Annotated in this window: 17 protein-coding genes and 1 pseudogene; 5 read left to right on the forward strand and 13 right to left on the reverse strand. The window is 37.5% G+C overall.

Annotation, left to right across the window (positions count from 1 at the left end):
• The first annotated feature begins 110 nt into the window (after window positions 1-110).
• Entirely contained in the window at window positions 111-302 is a 192-nt protein-coding gene (locus G440_RS20925; protein ID WP_084426613.1) for a hypothetical protein, read from the forward strand.
• 112 nt (window positions 303-414) lie between these two features.
• Here the strand turns inward: G440_RS20925 and G440_RS0104715 are convergent, their stop codons facing one another.
• Window positions 415-891: a hemerythrin domain-containing protein gene (locus G440_RS0104715; protein ID WP_026450248.1), complete on the reverse strand. Its 477-nt coding sequence runs from the start codon at window positions 889-891 to the stop codon at window positions 415-417.
• A 192-nt stretch (window positions 892-1,083) separates the two neighbouring features.
• Here G440_RS0104715 and G440_RS0104720 point away from each other — a divergent pair, with 192 nt between their 5' ends.
• The 3 genes from G440_RS0104720 to G440_RS0104730 all read left to right on the forward strand — a co-directional run bounded on the left by G440_RS0104720 (window position 1,084) and on the right by G440_RS0104730 (window position 3,762).
• Window positions 1,084-1,425, forward strand: a complete 342-nt coding sequence (locus tag G440_RS0104720) for a cupin domain-containing protein (RefSeq protein ID WP_026450249.1) — start codon at window positions 1,084-1,086, stop codon at window positions 1,423-1,425.
• A gap of 285 nt (window positions 1,426-1,710) precedes the next feature.
• Complete coding sequence (locus tag G440_RS0104725) at window positions 1,711-2,130, forward strand: OsmC family protein (protein WP_026450250.1); 420 nt, start codon at window positions 1,711-1,713, stop codon at window positions 2,128-2,130.
• 306 nt (window positions 2,131-2,436) lie between these two features.
• A complete protein-coding gene (locus tag G440_RS0104730; protein ID WP_026450251.1) occupies window positions 2,437-3,762 on the forward strand; it encodes a D-serine ammonia-lyase in 1,326 nt (441 codons plus the stop codon).
• Between the two features lie 131 nt (window positions 3,763-3,893).
• Here G440_RS0104730 and fabD read toward each other — a convergent pair whose 3' ends face one another.
• The 5 genes from fabD to G440_RS0104755 form a co-directional block, all read right to left on the reverse strand.
• Window positions 3,894-4,775: an ACP S-malonyltransferase gene (fabD, locus tag G440_RS0104735; protein ID WP_026450252.1), complete on the reverse strand. Its 882-nt coding sequence runs from the start codon at window positions 4,773-4,775 to the stop codon at window positions 3,894-3,896.
• 98 nt (window positions 4,776-4,873) lie between these two features.
• Complete coding sequence (locus G440_RS0104740; RefSeq protein ID WP_026450253.1) at window positions 4,874-5,371, reverse strand: pyridoxamine 5'-phosphate oxidase family protein; 498 nt, start codon at window positions 5,369-5,371, stop codon at window positions 4,874-4,876.
• 84 nt (window positions 5,372-5,455) lie between these two features.
• Window positions 5,456-6,301, reverse strand: coding sequence for a fructosamine kinase family protein (locus G440_RS0104745; protein WP_026450254.1), 846 nt, complete (start codon window positions 6,299-6,301; stop codon window positions 5,456-5,458).
• A 104-nt stretch (window positions 6,302-6,405) separates the two neighbouring features.
• The gene (locus G440_RS0104750; protein ID WP_026450255.1) at window positions 6,406-6,888 is read right to left on the reverse strand and encodes a dihydrofolate reductase; all 483 of its coding nucleotides are present in this window, start codon (window positions 6,886-6,888) and stop codon (window positions 6,406-6,408) included.
• Window positions 6,885-7,322 (reverse strand): 2TM domain-containing protein, encoded by a 438-nt coding sequence (locus G440_RS0104755; protein WP_026450256.1) that lies wholly within the window; start codon window positions 7,320-7,322, stop codon window positions 6,885-6,887. The genes G440_RS0104750 and G440_RS0104755 overlap by 4 nt, the downstream gene beginning before the upstream one ends.
• A gap of 82 nt (window positions 7,323-7,404) precedes the next feature.
• On the opposite strand from G440_RS0104755, the gene G440_RS0104760 reads away from it, so the two are divergent.
• Window positions 7,405-8,490, forward strand: coding sequence for an aminotransferase class V-fold PLP-dependent enzyme (locus tag G440_RS0104760; protein ID WP_026450257.1), 1,086 nt, complete (start codon window positions 7,405-7,407; stop codon window positions 8,488-8,490).
• A 4-nt stretch (window positions 8,491-8,494) separates the two neighbouring features.
• On the opposite strand, the gene G440_RS0104765 is transcribed toward G440_RS0104760, so the two are convergent.
• The 7 genes and pseudogenes from G440_RS0104765 to G440_RS19490 form a co-directional block, all read right to left on the reverse strand.
• Window positions 8,495-8,776 carry a DUF427 domain-containing protein gene (locus G440_RS0104765; RefSeq protein ID WP_026450258.1) on the reverse strand — a complete coding sequence of 94 codons (282 nt, stop codon included), beginning with the start codon at window positions 8,774-8,776 and terminating at the stop codon, window positions 8,495-8,497.
• 107 nt (window positions 8,777-8,883) lie between these two features.
• A complete protein-coding gene (locus tag G440_RS0104770) occupies window positions 8,884-9,855 on the reverse strand; it encodes an L-histidine N(alpha)-methyltransferase (RefSeq protein WP_026450259.1) in 972 nt (323 codons plus the stop codon).
• Window positions 9,856-9,871: 16 nt separating this feature from the next.
• On the reverse strand, window positions 9,872-11,035 hold the full coding sequence (gene egtB / locus G440_RS0104775; protein WP_026450260.1) for an ergothioneine biosynthesis protein EgtB: 1,164 nt from the start codon (window positions 11,033-11,035) through the stop codon (window positions 9,872-9,874).
• 101 nt (window positions 11,036-11,136) lie between these two features.
• Window positions 11,137-11,619: an energy transducer TonB gene (locus G440_RS19485; RefSeq protein ID WP_051285155.1), complete on the reverse strand. Its 483-nt coding sequence runs from the start codon at window positions 11,617-11,619 to the stop codon at window positions 11,137-11,139.
• 1 nt (window position 11,620) lies between these two features.
• Entirely contained in the window at window positions 11,621-12,052 is a 432-nt protein-coding gene (locus tag G440_RS0104785; RefSeq protein WP_026450261.1) for an energy transducer TonB, read from the reverse strand.
• Window positions 12,053-12,066: 14 nt separating this feature from the next.
• On the reverse strand, window positions 12,067-12,918 hold the full coding sequence (locus tag G440_RS0104790) for a thymidylate synthase (RefSeq protein ID WP_026450262.1): 852 nt from the start codon (window positions 12,916-12,918) through the stop codon (window positions 12,067-12,069).
• A 135-nt stretch (window positions 12,919-13,053) separates the two neighbouring features.
• Window positions 13,054-14,765, reverse strand: a pseudogene (locus G440_RS19490) (NupC/NupG family nucleoside CNT transporter).
• Between the last annotated feature and the right edge of the window lie 38 nt (window positions 14,766-14,803).

Genomic DNA, 14,803 nt, shown 5'->3' on the forward strand with positions numbered 1-14,803 from the left:
TATTTCTTGGAATTGATGCTTAGGATTTGTTTCTTTGTACCTGAATAGCACTCTGAACTTTTGCTTCAAAATCAATATGTTGTGAGCCAAAGGGAGTCAAAAAAACAATGATGAGGTTAGTTTCAGTGAAACGACAAACAAAAACAGAAAAACGATTTACAGAAAAAATGGGGATGTTCACCACAAGTGTGATCTACATAAAAAAGACATTTTTAAATGTTCCCTTTAAAACAATCCACAAATACCGGGAAACCTATTATGGTAAAGTAAAAGATTGTGTGGACTGTAGCATAAACGCATAATGGATTCAAAGTTCAATAGTCAAATGTGAAATTGAACTAATAGAATTTATAAACTAAAAGCATCGAATGAAATTAATCATTCGGTGCTTTTTTTATGCTTGAATCTACCTATTTACTTAGATGAAGAAGTCCAAAACTGATCTTTCCATTCATCATCATTAAAAGCTAATTCCTGATGACTTTTCTCTATTTCCTCTAATTGTTGCGGACTCGCAATTGTTCTGATTTCATTATATAGAACACGTTCTTCAAACCCAATATAACTGCTCAATTCTTCCTCAATTTTGTTGAGTACTTTATTAAGTTCTGTAGTTTCATCAAACAATCGGTTCAGGCGTCTGTGGTTTGCTAATGCTCTTTTTACGCGTACGTTATTATTCCCAAGAATGGGAAAGATATATTTAGTTTCTATTTCAAAATGAGGATCCAAATATTTTACCTTAAACCAATCAATGTACTTTTTGATACGTTCTTCTTCTGTTTTGTTCCTAAGTCCTTCTCTAATTCGTTCACAAAAAAGTATAACCTCATTGTGCTCTTCAATCAGTGGCGTTAGTTCCAAATGCGATTTCTTTTTTTGTTTCTTCATATTTAGTTAAGGTACTTTTCAAATATACTTAATGAGCCTTTGATTTTAGAATTAAAAGACACTCCAAATTAATTTTCTAAAGTTATAAGTAGAATCAAACTAAGAATTTTTGTGCTGAATAATAAGGTTAGTCAGTATATTTTTACTAATTTTGAATCATTCTAAATAAGAAAATTTAAAACTAAAATAAATATGAAATTAGCATCACTAGTAAACAATCTTGAATACAATGAAAAAAGACCAACCATCCAGGTTTTAATGGAGACGGACGCGGGAAAAGAGATTAGAATTGCATTTAAAGAAGGCCAAGTTATGAAAGAGCATAAAACGCCTTTCCCTATTGTAGTTGAAATTTTTGAAGGCGCAATTGATTTTGGAGTAAACGGAGAAACCCACAAATTGAAAAAAGGAGATCTAATAGGTCTTGAAGGTGGTGTACCACACGATTTAAAAGCACTTGAAACGAGTACCGTAAGATTAAGTTTGAATAAAGGGGATACCGCCAAACGTGTGGAAGGTGTTGTCAACCAATAGTGAGTGCTAAAACCATTAATACCGAACAAGGCCACTGGATGCTCCCCAAAAAAGAGAGTCCTAGGCCTTGCGGTAATTAACTCACTGCTAAATTAGTTCAAGGAATTCAAGTCTAAACGTAAAGATGTTTTAGACCCTGAATTCAAAAAATCGTATCTGTTGTAATTCGTGTACATACAATAGACAGTCTGCGCTATAATAGCAGAAAAGGTATAATTAGCAGGTCGCTTTAGATCTGAGGAAAAAATTATAAACAACAAAATTATTTTAATAAACTACATTTATATGAAACGTACAGCAAATGCCGTATGGAGCGGCTCCCTAAAAGAAGGAACAGGAAAAATAACTACTCAAAGTAAAGTTTTAAACGAGAACGAATATTGCTTTAAATCCCGTTTTGGCGATGGCAAGGCTACTAACCCTGACGAATTGCTTGCGGCTGCGCATGCAGGATGTTTTGCAATGGCGCTTAGCCTTATTCTAGGGAAAGAAGGTTATACACCAGATACTTTAGATGTAACCTCAGAAGTCACAATGGATGCGGATAAACTGGAACTTACTGGTTCACATTTAACGCTAAAAGCTCGTATTCCTAATATCAGTAAAGACAAGTTTATGGAATGCGCAAACGCGGCTAAAGAAAACTGCCCCGTGAGTAAAGCTCTAAGCTTGAACATAACTATGGACGCCACATTACTTTCATAGTTTTTATAAACTTCCAGAAAGTGATTAATTAATGTTTTAGACCTAAGAGGAAAGGACTTAAGACTAAATGACGTAGGACTAAAACCTTTTAAACAGAAGCAGTCGTTTAAATTGGATGTGTTTGGTCTATCATCTAATTAAATTCAAAATTCTTATACTCTGCGTTCTTTGCGGCTTTGCGGTAAAAAATCATCGCGAGAGACGTAGAGTTCGTAAAGAAAAAATGTGCTTTATTTAAGGAAAGATTAAATTACCTACCTATTTCCTTATTAAATTTTAAGCAATCAAGATTTAAAATTTTAAAAAATGTATTCAAAAAATAAAATAGATTCATTTATAAAAGAGTCACCAATTTTAAAGGAAATTATTGACTTAAAACCTGTTGCGTGGCTCAATCCTAACAAGAAAAAAATGGCTGAAATGCCTTCATTTCCTATCAAAAAAGAGGAAATGGAAGCAGCGGAACAATTATGGCATCGCTTTGCACCATTTTTTGTAAAAGCCTTTCCTGAAACTGCAGCAACAGATGGTATTCTTGAATCTCCGCTAAAGGAAATTCAAAAGATGAAAACGCTTTTAAACCAAGAAAGTTCTATGATGCAAGGACGCCTCTTTTTAAAATGCGACAATGCCCTTCCTTTTGCTGGTTCCATTAAGGCAAGGGGAGGGTTTTTTGAAGTTCTTCATTATGCCGAACAACTTGCATTAAACGCGGGTATACTGAAAAAGGATGATGATTACAGCATCTTAACTAGTGATCAATTCAGAAAATTCTTCAGCAAGTATAAAATCGGTGTGGGCTCAACAGGAAATCTTGGTTTAAGTATTGGGATTATTAGTGCGAAACTAGGTTTTCAAGTAACTGTTTACGTATCTGGAGATGCTAAAAAGTGGAAAAAAGATTTATTGCGTTCCAAAGGAGTTGAAGTAATCGAGTTTGAAGGCGATTTTAGTAAAGCGATTCTCGCAGGAAGACAAAAAACAAACTCCGACCCAATGGGATATTTTGTGGACGATGAAAATTCCAATGAATTATTTCTGGGCTATACTGTAGGTGCAATTCGGTTAGCAAAACAATTGGAAGAGGCGAATATAAAAGTTGATGCCGAGCATCCATTGTTTGTATACTCACCTTGTGGCGTGGGAGGTTCTCCCGGAGGTACCGCTTTCGGATTAAAAAAGATTTATGGTGATAACGTACATTGCTTTTATGTGGAACCCACACATTCTCCGGCGGTTTTAACTGGATTGGTTACTGGCGAAATGAGCAACATAAGCGTTCACGATATTGGAATAGACAACAAAACCGAAGCCGATGGTTTGGCTGTTGGACGTCCTTCAAATTTTGCTACAAATATCAGTAATCACATTATTAGTGGCGAATATACTATTGAGGATGATCGACTTTTCGTCTTATTAGCGCAATTGATGGATACCGAGCAAATTTTCTTGGAACCTTCTGCAACGGCAGGATTGATTGGGCCACAAATGATTGCAAAGACCGATTATGCCGCTAAACACAATATCAATATGGAAAATGCCACTCATATTGCTTGGGCAACAGGCGGCGATTTGGTTCCCGATGAGGAACGAAAAGAGTTTTATAAAAAAGGATGTAGTTCCTTAGTTTAGAAATAGGTTTTAATCTATTCTAAATTCAAACCTATTTTTGAATTGTTTTCATTGCTACAAACTAAAAAGCGTCCAAGGTTATTTTCCTTCGACGCTTTTTTAATATTGAATTTTGAACTCTAAACCTTGAACTACGCTTCTGCTTTTTCAGTTTCTGCGGTTTTATCAATTTTCTTTACCAATCCTTGCAAAACATTTCCGGGACCAACTTCTATAAACTTGGTTGCTCCGTCTTTAATCATATTTTGGATACTCTGTGTCCATTTTACTGGAGAAGTGAGTTGGAAGATGAGGTTTTCTTTTATTTCTGAAGGTTTTGTAACTGCAAAAGTCGAAACGTTCTGGTATATGGGACAAGCAGGAGCTGTAAACTGTGTGGCCTCAATAGCAGCGGCCAATTCTTCTCGTGCAGGCTCCATTAACGGACTGTGAAAAGCACCACCTACTGGTAAAATCAATGCACGTCTGGCACCAGCTTCTTTTAAACTTTCACAAGCTAATCCCACAGCATCTACATCGCCGGAAATAACAAGTTGCCCAGGGCAGTTGTAATTTGCTGCAACTACAATTCCGGGAGTGTTTGCACAGATTTCTTCAACCAAATGGTCTTCCAGTCCTAAAACTGCAGCCATTGTTGATGGAGTTGCCTCGCAAGCTTTTTGCATTGCCAAAGCGCGTTTATAAACAAGCTTTAAGCCATCGCTAAAAGCCAGCGTACGATTGGCTACTAATGCCGAAATTTCTCCCAGTGAATGTCCAGCAACCATATCTGGTTTAAAATTGTTGCCCATTCCTTCCGCCAAGATGGTAGAGTGTAGAAAAATAGCGGGCTGGGTTACCTTGGTTTCTTTTAATTCATCGGCGGTGCCTTCAAACATTATTTTCGTAATGTCAAAACCTAGAACTTCGTTTGCCTGTTGAAACAACTCTTTCGCTTTTGAAGAGTTTTCATAGAGATCTTTCCCCATTCCGGTGAATTGTGCGCCCTGTCCGGGAAATATATATGCTTTCATCTTAGTTGATATATTTGTGAGGCCGTAAAAATAATAATAAAAATTCCCCTTTGCTAATTTATAGAAAGAGGAAAAGCGCTACATACTAGTGTAGGTTTTTACAAATCCATTTTGCCAGTAGTGCCTAAATCCTGGTCTTTTCCAGTTACCGCAGCAACTCCCATTTTAAATAAATTCACCAATTTTCCACCATCGGAACTCCAATAAGCAGCCTCATCGGGAGAAAATTTTATAGCTCTTATTTGTGGGTCATCTTCACCATCAAAATAGGCATTGTCCATTTTGCTATATAATGTTTTGATCGTATCTCTGTCATTTATTATTTCGGAGGAACCGTACACGCTAAGGAAATCTGAGCCGCCATCGCTAAAAAGCAACTGACAGTCTGCATCGCGAAGTATATTCTCGTTATGGTCGCTATTTACGCTGCTTAAAAACCATAAATTGCCAGATTCATCCACTCTTTTAGTGTACATGGGGGCCACGCTTAATGGCTTCTTGGTGAGATTGGTAGCAAACATGGCGATTTTTATTTTGTCCACCATTTCTCTGAATTTTTGCTTTGCTTCTACTTGGGATAAATTTTCTTTGCTCATAATCAGTTTTTTAGTTTCTCTAAAGTTAAAGCCTTTATGGAAGACGCGCCGCCAAATTATTACTAAAATAAGCCGAAGAGAATGTTAATGGAATTTTGAAATGATTGTTTGAACCTGATGGAGATATCCTTTTCCGAATAAATTTAAATGAACTAATAAGTAATAGAGTTGCCAAAGCGAAGTTCTTTCTTTCCATCCTGATTGTAGTGGGAAAGCAGCATAATAACAATCAAAAACTTCTTTGGGAAAACCGCCAAATAATTTCATCATGGCAAGATCCATTTCACGTGACGCAAAAGCAACCGCTGGATCTATCAAAGCTGGCAGACCTTTCTCGGAAACCATATAGTTGCCGCTCCAGAGATCTCCGTGAATCAAGGAAGGCGGCTCTTCCGAAATTGCTTCGGAAATGTTTGTGTAAAATTTATCTAGGTTTTTAAAATGAAACCCATTTTTTAAAGCCAACTTAAATTGTGGCTCTAAGCGTTGGCTGATATAAAACTCTGAAGCCGTTTTTCTAGATTCATTTTTCTGCGTAAGACTCCCGATATAATTATCGTGGTCTAAGCCAAAATCCTGCTGTGTAGTTTTGTGTAATGCTGCCAAATTCTCTCCAAATACTTGCCAGAAATTTGGAACAGGTTTTCCATTGGGAAGAAATTTCATCAACAAATAGGAAGTGCTTTCTATTATGCCTTCTCCCAAAACTTCCGGAATTTTAAAAGTTGATGTCGTATTTAATAATTCAAGTCCTTTTGCTTCAGCATAAAACATTTTAGGATATTTTGAAGCCTCATTCAACTTTGCAACAAAATTTCCTTCGTCGCAATTCAAAAGAAAAACTTGGTTGATATCTCCGCCAGGAAGCGATTTTGCGTCAATTAAATTGAGTTTGTTTTGGGATGCTATTTTTTGAAGAATGTCAAACATCTTTAATCGATCAGAAGCCTAGCGAGTGCAATTGCGAAACACGAACAAGTCTAACCTTGGAAGGCTTATAGTTCCATCCTCTTGGGGGAGGGTTAGGGTGGGGCTTATTTACGCACCCAAGTTTCATAAGTAAAGGAGTATTTATGCCTTTCATCTGTTCCGTGTTCCACTTCAGAAATAAGTTTCCATTCATCTTTTGAAAATTCTGGAAAAAAAGCATCGGCATCAAAGGTTCCGTGTACTCGTGTAAGTTCAATTTTATCGGCAAATGGAAGTCCCAGTTTATAAATTTCTCCACCTCCAATTATAAAAGGTTGTGGATCATCTTTTGCGATCTTGAGAGCTTCTTCCATACTTTGAACTACAATGGCAACTCCTTTTTTGTAATCTTTGTTATGGGTAATCACCAAGTGAGGTCGCCCCGGAAGTGGCTTGTCAAAGGAATCAAAAGTTTTTCGGCCCATAATTATGTAATGTCCTGTAGTGAGTTTTCTAAAGCGCTTAAAGTCATCTGGCAAATGCCAAATCATTCCATTGTCTTTTCCAAGTTCATTATTTTCGCCAGCGGCAGCTATCATTGTTATCATTGTACGTCTGGAGGTAAAGGGTTTTTTAATTCGGGTTTTTTTGGAGAAACTTCCTCCATTTTTGGCAATTGTAATTCTGTGTCAACTTTTTTCTGAAGTTCTGCCATGCGTTCCGCTTGGCGAGCTTTAAGTTTTTCCATTTGTCGATCTTCCCATTCTTTGCTCATAAATTTATTCATAACAAAAACATTAAAAAGATGTACCAAGAATATAAATGTCCAAATTAAAATGGCCCAAATAAACCAATCTTTGAATAAAATATCGTTCCCATATCCCAAGACAGGATTAATAATAATTAGTAATACCGAACCAACCAAATACAGAATAAAATGACGCATCAAGTTTTTCTTCTGCTTAATTCGGCGACGAGCATATTCATATTGCTCCCGCTGTTCTGGGTCGATTCTTTCAGTTTTTTTAGTTTTTGAAAACATAGTTGGTTATTTTCGTTACAGTATAACAGTGAAATGTCAGTCTTGTAAAAATACCTAATTTCACTGTTTTTAACACTCACTTATGGAAGATTTTATAAAACAGTTTCCCGCATTAGCTACCTCTACTTATCTCAATACTGCCGCTAACGGAATTGTTCCAAAAGCGGTCATTGATTGGCGACGGCAACACGATTTAGATTTAATGAACCATGCCAGCGTTTTTCGTGACAAGCATAAAACACTAATTGAGCAAGTTCGCAATACCGTTTCTGGTTTTTTTGAGGCGTCTGCTGATGAAACTGCGCTTATTCCAAACCTTTCCTTCGGAATAAATACAGTTTTGGAAGGATTACCTGAAGGACAAAAAGTGCTTCTTTTGAAAAATGACTATCCATCTATAAATTGGCCCGTGGAAACACGCGATTTTAATGTCTGTTACGCCAAGATTGATGCGAATCTTGAAAGAAATATAGAAGCAGCAGTTGCGAAACATAAGCCAAATATTTTTATTTTCAGTCTCGTGCAATGGCTTAATGGAATAAAGATAGACCTTAATTTTTTAAAGAAATTAAAAGAAGCTTATCCCAATTTATTGCTAATTGCAGATGGCACACAATATTTAGGAACTGAAAACTTCAGTTTTGCCAATAGTGCGATTGATGTTTTAGGAGCCAGCGCTTATAAATGGCTGACAGCTGGATATGGAAATGGTTTTATAATGATAAAGGAAGCGGCTCGTGAACGGATTTTTCCGAAAACTATCGGGTTTAATTCTGCGGAACGTTTTGAGAGTTTGCCCACGGAAACGGCGTTTATGAAACATTTTGAACCTGGACATCAAGATACATTGAACTATGGAAGCTTGGAGCAAGCCCTTTTATTTCAGCAAAATCACGGAGTAGAAAGCTTATATGAGAGAATAAAATCTCTTTCTAACGAAGCAAAAGATCGCTTTTCTGACATGGGATTGCTTCACCAGGATACTTTGCTCCGTCAAAACCACAGTTCCATTTTCAATTTGAAAGGCGACATAGCATTATTTAACACGTTAAAGGACCAAAAAATAATCTGTTCCCCACGCGACGGTGGAATTAGAGTGAGTTTTCATTATTACAATACTGAGGAAGATCTCGAAAAACTTGTTGAGGTTTTAAGATTAGAAGTTTAAGTGTTTATTTTTTAATAATCACGCCTTTCCAAAAGGCCACATGATTTTTTATTGCATCGGCCGCGGGTTTTGGATCTGGGTAATACCAAGCCGCATCCTTGTTTGTTTTTCCATCAACTTCAATTGTGTAATAAGAGGCTTCTCCTTTCCAAGGACAGGAAGTGTGCGTAGCACTTCTTTTAAAGTATTTTTCATTAATGGCTTCAGGAGGAAAGTAGTGATTGTTTTCTATAATTACCGTTTCTTTTGTCTCGGCGATCATTTTATTGTTCCAAAGTGCTTTCATTTTTTAAGTTTAGGCGTTTAAAAGTTTATCTACTTTTTTAAATTTCTGTCATCTGTCATCTGTCATCTGTCATCTGTCATCTGTCATCTGTCATCCGACACCCAACATCAAGCCTTTGTAAAAGCATAATTCTTATAAAACTCTTTTTCATCGGTAAAAGATGTTTCAATCCTCAGCCCAGATTCTTCAGCTAACCAACTGACGATTTTATCGTCATATTTTTGTGAAATTTCTGTGTGGATAGATTCCCATTGGTCAAAACTAACTGTGAGCTGGAGTTTTTCAATGCTTACTTTCATAGCTTCAGTAGCAACTAAAAAACTCTTAGCGGTACCCGTTTCGGGATTATAGGCTTCCCAATGCCTAAATTTTTCAACCTCAAAATCCGCTCTAAATTCACGATTTATTCTGGTCAAAATATTTCTGTTGAACGCTTCAGTAATGCCCGTTTCATCATTATATGCGTTCAAAATGGTCTGTGGATCTTTCTTTTGGTCAAAGCCCATAAAAAGCATATCTTCTGGAAGCATTGCATCTTGCAGTTTTGTGAGAAATTCAATTGCCTTGGGATGTTTGAGATTGCCAATATTACTTCCCAAAACCATAATTACTTTCTTGCGTTTGTTGAAACCTTTTAGTCTTTCCAGCACTTCAAAATATTCGCCTATCTCTGCTTCAACATTTAGTGTTGGCATTTCGTGGGCAAGGTTCTTTGAGAGCATTTCTACAGCGTTTTCGCTAATATCGATGGGTTTATACGTGAAATTAAAGTTATTTTCTGTCATATACTTCAGAAGAACCTTGGTTTTTTTACCATCGCCGGCGCCCAATTCAATTAAGTCAAGGCCTTTTTCCTTATCTCGAAAAAGCTCCCCGATTGCGACAGTGTTTTTTGAAATTATCTCGAACTCGCAGCCCGTGAGGTAGTACTCTGGCATCGCCATAATATCTTGAAAAAGCTTGTCGCCCTTTTTGTCGTAAAAATATTTTGAGGAAAGGTGTTTTGGGAAACTGGAAAGACCTTCAAAAATTTCATTTTTAAAGGTCGTGTTTCGTTGCGGTTGTGTTTTTGTATCCATATCGTTTTTGTCGAAATTATTTAGCCAGCCTTAATCCCGTGAATTGCCAGCGCAGGCCAGTTTGAAAGAAATTGCGATAGGTGTATCTAGTATGTTTTGGCGAGGTGGCAACAGAACCACCCCTGAGCACTTTTTGATTTACCATAAATTTTCCGTTGTATTCGCCTATGGCACCTGGAGCTTTGGTGTAACCAGGGTAGGGAAGATATGCGCTTTCGGTCCATTCCCAGCGACTGCCCCATTTGAAGTGTTCTTGGGAAGCTTCCCATTCAAATTCTGTGGGTAGACGGCATTCTTTCCATTGGGCATAAGCAAAAGCTTCATAATAGGAAATATGTGAAAGAGGCGCCTCAAGATCCAATTTTTTTAGGCCTTGGAGTGTATATTGATGCCAATCACCATCAATATTATGCCAATACATAGGGGCAGAAATATTATTTTGCTTCACCCAATCCAAACCTTCAGCATGCCACAGATTGAAATCTTTATAACCTCCTGCGTTTATAAATTCAAGATATTCGGAATTTGTAACGAGTTTGTTTGAAATCTTGTAATTCTGGAGAAATACCTTGTGATAACCTAATTCGTTGTCATAACAGAATTTTTCTGCATTATTGTGACCAATTTCATAAATGCCTTCATTCATTTCAATCCAATCTTGCTGAAAGTCTTGATGCGGATTTTCTGAGAAAGTATCATTGTATTTTGGCAACAATGGATTATTCCCAAGAATATATTTTATATCCGTAGTTAGAAGTTCTTGGTGTTGTTTTTCGTGATGGATTCCTATCAAGAGTATTTCTTTTATTTCATCAGAGATGTTTTCCGATAGAAACTCCTTCATTTCATTAGTTACGTAATGGCGATAATCATAAACCTTGGCTACTCCAGGTCTGGAAAGATTTCCACGGTCATTGCGAATAACACGTTTACCTACGTTTTCATAATAACTATTAAACACGAAAGCGAAGTCTTCGTGAAAGAGTTTATAGTCTGGTTTATGAGGTTTTAAAATAAATTCCTCAAAAAACCACGATGTATGGCCTAGATGCCATTTTGGGGGAGAAACATCAACAATGGGTTGGACTACATAATCTTCTATTTCCAGCGGTTTACAAATGTTTTCGGTATGTTGACGGGTTTCAGTAAAAAATGAAACCAAATTATTTGTTGCGATCATAAAAAAAGTGTCGCAGTTTTTTCTGACGACACTCTAAATATAATTATTATTATTGTTGAAGGCTATTTAAGCAACGTTAAACAGTTGTTAAACCAGTCTTGTTAGCCTTTTCTTTTATTTTTATTTTTTCGTTTTAATTCCTTTTTTGTTGGAGGTTCAATCTTGAAAATAATCGGAAGTGCATATAATACGCCTACTTCCTTTCCTTTTTGTTTTCCCGGTTTCATCTGGGGTAAATTACTCACCACGCGAACGGCTTCCTTTTCAATTGCAGGATATTCTGCACGGGCCCTCACATCTACTACATTACCTTTATTGTCAATCTTAAACTGGACGGAGGTTCTGTAAGTCTTTGGAGGTAAATCCATCGCCGCTATTTTTTTCATATCGAAATGGATATTTACAAAAGCCGAGATCTTATCAGACATGCATTTCTTCAACTTCATGTTGCTTTCGTCCGTGCATCCGGGATAAACTGGAACGTTTTCTATTACAGCAAAAGCAACATTATCAGTTTCCGACTCTTGAGCGAAGGAAACGGAATAGCAGATTATGGAGGCTAAAAACAATATCTTTTTAAACATTTTATTTTCCAGTTTTAAAAGTGAAAGGCACTTTCATTTTAATAGTGCGCGGTTTTCCTGCCATCATTCCTGGCTTAGACATTTTTGGTATGGCCATTATATTTCGCCTTGCTTCATCTTGTAAGGCTTTTGTTCCTCCAGTAACGCTATTCACCTCTACTAGGCCTTTTTCGTTTATGATAAAACTTACAATCACTTTACCTTGATCGTTGTTTTTATAAGCTTCTGCGGGATATTTAAAGTTCTTTGATATATGTGTTGCCAATTTTTGATTAAAGCAGTTGTCGCGTTCTGCTGCAGTACCATTTTCGCAACCAGGCCAAACAGGGCCGATTTCTTTAAGGGTTACCTCGTTTTTATTTACATCTCCCCATTCTTGGGCAAAAACAGAAGTTGAAACTAGTATGCAGAAGGCAATAAGTAGGTTTTTCATAGAGGAAATTTAATTTAGATGGCAACAGCGCCTTTAATGTGTGGGTGCGGATTGTAGTCCGTAAGTGTAAAGTCATCAAAAGTGAAGCCAAAAATATCTTTTACGTCTGGATTGAGTTCCATTTTTGGTAAAGGTCGCGGTTCACGAGAGAGTTGAAGTTCAACTTGTTCAAAATGATTGCTGTAAATATGTGCATCGCCAAAGGTGTGAACAAAATCACCGGCTTGATAGCCACAAACCTGCGCCACCATCATAGTTAACAAGGCATAAGAGGCAATATTGAATGGAACACCTAAAAAGATATCAGCACTTCTTTGATAGAGTTGGCAGGATAGTTTTCGGGTACTGTCGTCTCCTTCCACCGTTGGAGGGCCAACATAGAATTGAAAGAAGGCATGGCAGGGCGGAAGTGCCGCCTTTCCATTGGCAACATTTTCTGAAAAAGGTTTTGATGTATTGGGCATCACACTCGGGTTCCAAGCGCTGACTAACATTCTTCTGCTATCGGGATTACTCTTTAGCGTACTTATTATTTCTGAAATTTGATCTATTTCCTCGCTATTCCAGTTTCGCCATTGATGGCCATAAACCGGACCGAGATCACCATTTTCATCGGCCCATTCGTTCCAAATGCGAACCCCGTTTTCTTGTAGGTATTTAATATTTGTATCGCCATTTAAAAACCATAGAAGTTCATAAATAATCGATTTTAAATGAAGCTTTTTTGTGGTAACCATCGGGAAGCCTTCGCTTAGGTCAAAACGCATTTGATACCCAAAGACACTCTTTGTTCCTGTGCCTGTTCGGTCTTGCTTTTCGCTGCCGCTTTCCAGCACGTGTTTAAGTAAATCGTGATATTGTTTCATTATAAAGTAAAATTAATCAGAAAATAAATATAAATAATTAAACCAACTATTTAAACTGAAAATGGGAACATTTATTTCGAGTTGTATCGAATTGTTTTTTTTAATCTAAAATCTAGAAACCGCTAATCTTGAATTTTACCCAATTATCATTCCCGCAATTGTGGCCGAAATAAGCGAAGCAATGGTTCCGCCAATCAAAGCTTTCATTCCAAATTTTGAAAGCGTCTTCCGTTGCCCCGGCGCCAAAGATCCAATGCCTCCAATTTGAATACCGATGGAAGCAAAATTTGCAAATCCGCAAAGCATATAGGTTGCCATTATAATACTTTTCTCGTAGTTGAGGTGGAGTTCATTTGATACATTTTTAAGATCGGCTAACTGGATATAGCCAACAAATTCACTTGCTGCCAATTTAATACCTAGTAATTGGCCCATCATCATCATATCTTCTTTTGCAACCCCAATTAGCCACATCAGCGGCGCGAAAATTGTTCCGAGAATTGCTTCCAGCGAAAGACTGCCATAAGCAGAATTTGATGCAACCCAATGGTTAATGGAGGTTACATCTCCAACCCATCCAAGAATTCCGTTTAACATAGCGATAAAAGCTACAAATACTAAGAGCATAGCACCACGTTTACTGCAAGTTTTAGTCCTTCGGTCGTTCCGTTTGCAATTGCGTCCAAGAAGTTGGAGCCAATTTTTTCGGAGGAAACGTGAACATCTTTATCAATAGGTTCGGTTTGTGGATATAATATTTTTGAAATAACGATGGCTCCAGGTGCGGCCATCACTGAGGCTGCTAAAAGGTGTTTTGCAAAAGTAAGTCGCAAAGCGGGATCGTCTCCACCTAAAAAGCCGATGTAGGCCGCGAGTACTGCTCCTGCTACCGTGGCCATTCCGCCAATCATCACCAATAGTATTTCAGATTTATTCATTTTCTCCAGATAGGCCTTGATGAGGAGCGGCGCTTCTGTCTGTCCTAAAAAGATGTTTCCAGCCACGCTAAGACTTTCAGCGCCAGAAATGTGCAATACTTTCGTCAATAACCAACCCATACCTTTTACTACAATCTGAATAATTCCGAAGTAAAAGAGAACTGAGGTTAAAGCAGAGAAAAAGATGATGGTTGGCAAAACCTGAAAGGCGAAAATAAATCCGAAGGAATTGATATCCAGCATTCCCCCAAATAGAAATTCACTTCCTGCTTTGGTATACTCAAGTACGTTGACAAAAACCTGGCCTACAGCTTCGAATCCACTTTTAATAAAGCCTACTTTTAATACGCCAATTGCAATCAGCAGTTGAAAAGCAAGGCCAAGACCAACGGTTTTCCAATTGATGGCTCTTCTGTTTGAACTAAAAAGAACAGCGATTATAATCAAGGAAATCATCCCTAAAACACCGCGCCAGAGACTTTCCATGGAGAAACCTTGGCTGGGCGTTATTTCGGAAGAATTGACAACGGGCTGAAGTGCATGTGCAGCTTCAATATTGGGTGTTTTTAGTTGATATTGGAGGTTGTTTTCGGAAAGTGATAAGGTGCTGTCAGTGACTTTGGAAACGCGAAACCTGCGGATACTATCGTTTGGTTGGTTAAAGAAAAGAACCAGTAAATTATTCTGAAAAATATAATCGCCACTAGATTTTAAACTGTCTTTTGCGGCCATTTGATATTCAAAAGTGCCATCTTCGAGTTTTAAATAATCACTTTCAGGATTAACGTTGAGAATGGCAAGTCCATCTTGATCTTTAACTTCTGAAAAATGCCAAGTTTTTTCAATGCTCTGTCCAAAACCACTTCCGAAGAAAAATAGCGCGATGGCTACGAGTATAATTTTCTGCATAAATTATAAATCCCAATCCCGATAGCTATCGGAATAAA

Origin of the sequence: Aequorivita capsosiphonis DSM 23843 (assembly GCF_000429125.1) — a bacterium.
Lineage (GTDB): Bacteria > Bacteroidota > Bacteroidia > Flavobacteriales > Flavobacteriaceae > Aequorivita > Aequorivita capsosiphonis.

Bases quoted from the DNA above. Each gene is read 5' to 3' on its own strand.
- G440_RS0104730 (WP_026450251.1), top strand. From the start codon at position 2,437: ATGTATTCAAAAAATAAAATAGATTCATTTATAAAAGAGTCACCAATT.
- egtB (WP_026450260.1), bottom strand. From the start codon at position 11,035: ATGATCGCAACAAATAATTTGGTTTCATTTTTTACTGAAACCCGTCAA.
- G440_RS0104770 (WP_026450259.1), bottom strand. From the start codon at position 9,855: ATGGATACAAAAACACAACCGCAACGAAACACGACCTTTAAAAATGAA.
- G440_RS0104750 (WP_026450255.1), bottom strand. From the start codon at position 6,888: ATGATAACAATGATAGCTGCCGCTGGCGAAAATAATGAACTTGGAAAA.
- G440_RS0104760 (WP_026450257.1), top strand. From the start codon at position 7,405: ATGGAAGATTTTATAAAACAGTTTCCCGCATTAGCTACCTCTACTTAT.
- G440_RS0104755 (WP_026450256.1), bottom strand. From the start codon at position 7,322: ATGTTTTCAAAAACTAAAAAAACTGAAAGAATCGACCCAGAACAGCGG.
- G440_RS20925 (WP_084426613.1), top strand. From the start codon at position 111: ATGAGGTTAGTTTCAGTGAAACGACAAACAAAAACAGAAAAACGATTT.
- G440_RS0104785 (WP_026450261.1), bottom strand. From the start codon at position 12,052: ATGAAAAACCTACTTATTGCCTTCTGCATACTAGTTTCAACTTCTGTT.
- G440_RS0104765 (WP_026450258.1), bottom strand. From the start codon at position 8,776: ATGAAAGCACTTTGGAACAATAAAATGATCGCCGAGACAAAAGAAACG.
- G440_RS0104790 (WP_026450262.1), bottom strand. From the start codon at position 12,918: ATGAAACAATATCACGATTTACTTAAACACGTGCTGGAAAGCGGCAGC.
- fabD (WP_026450252.1), bottom strand. From the start codon at position 4,775: ATGAAAGCATATATATTTCCCGGACAGGGCGCACAATTCACCGGAATG.
- G440_RS0104740 (WP_026450253.1), bottom strand. From the start codon at position 5,371: ATGAGCAAAGAAAATTTATCCCAAGTAGAAGCAAAGCAAAAATTCAGA.
- G440_RS0104745 (WP_026450254.1), bottom strand. From the start codon at position 6,301: ATGTTTGACATTCTTCAAAAAATAGCATCCCAAAACAAACTCAATTTA.
- G440_RS0104725 (WP_026450250.1), top strand. From the start codon at position 1,711: ATGAAACGTACAGCAAATGCCGTATGGAGCGGCTCCCTAAAAGAAGGA.
- G440_RS0104715 (WP_026450248.1), bottom strand. From the start codon at position 891: ATGAAGAAACAAAAAAAGAAATCGCATTTGGAACTAACGCCACTGATT.
- G440_RS19485 (WP_051285155.1), bottom strand. From the start codon at position 11,619: ATGTTTAAAAAGATATTGTTTTTAGCCTCCATAATCTGCTATTCCGTT.
- G440_RS0104720 (WP_026450249.1), top strand. From the start codon at position 1,084: ATGAAATTAGCATCACTAGTAAACAATCTTGAATACAATGAAAAAAGA.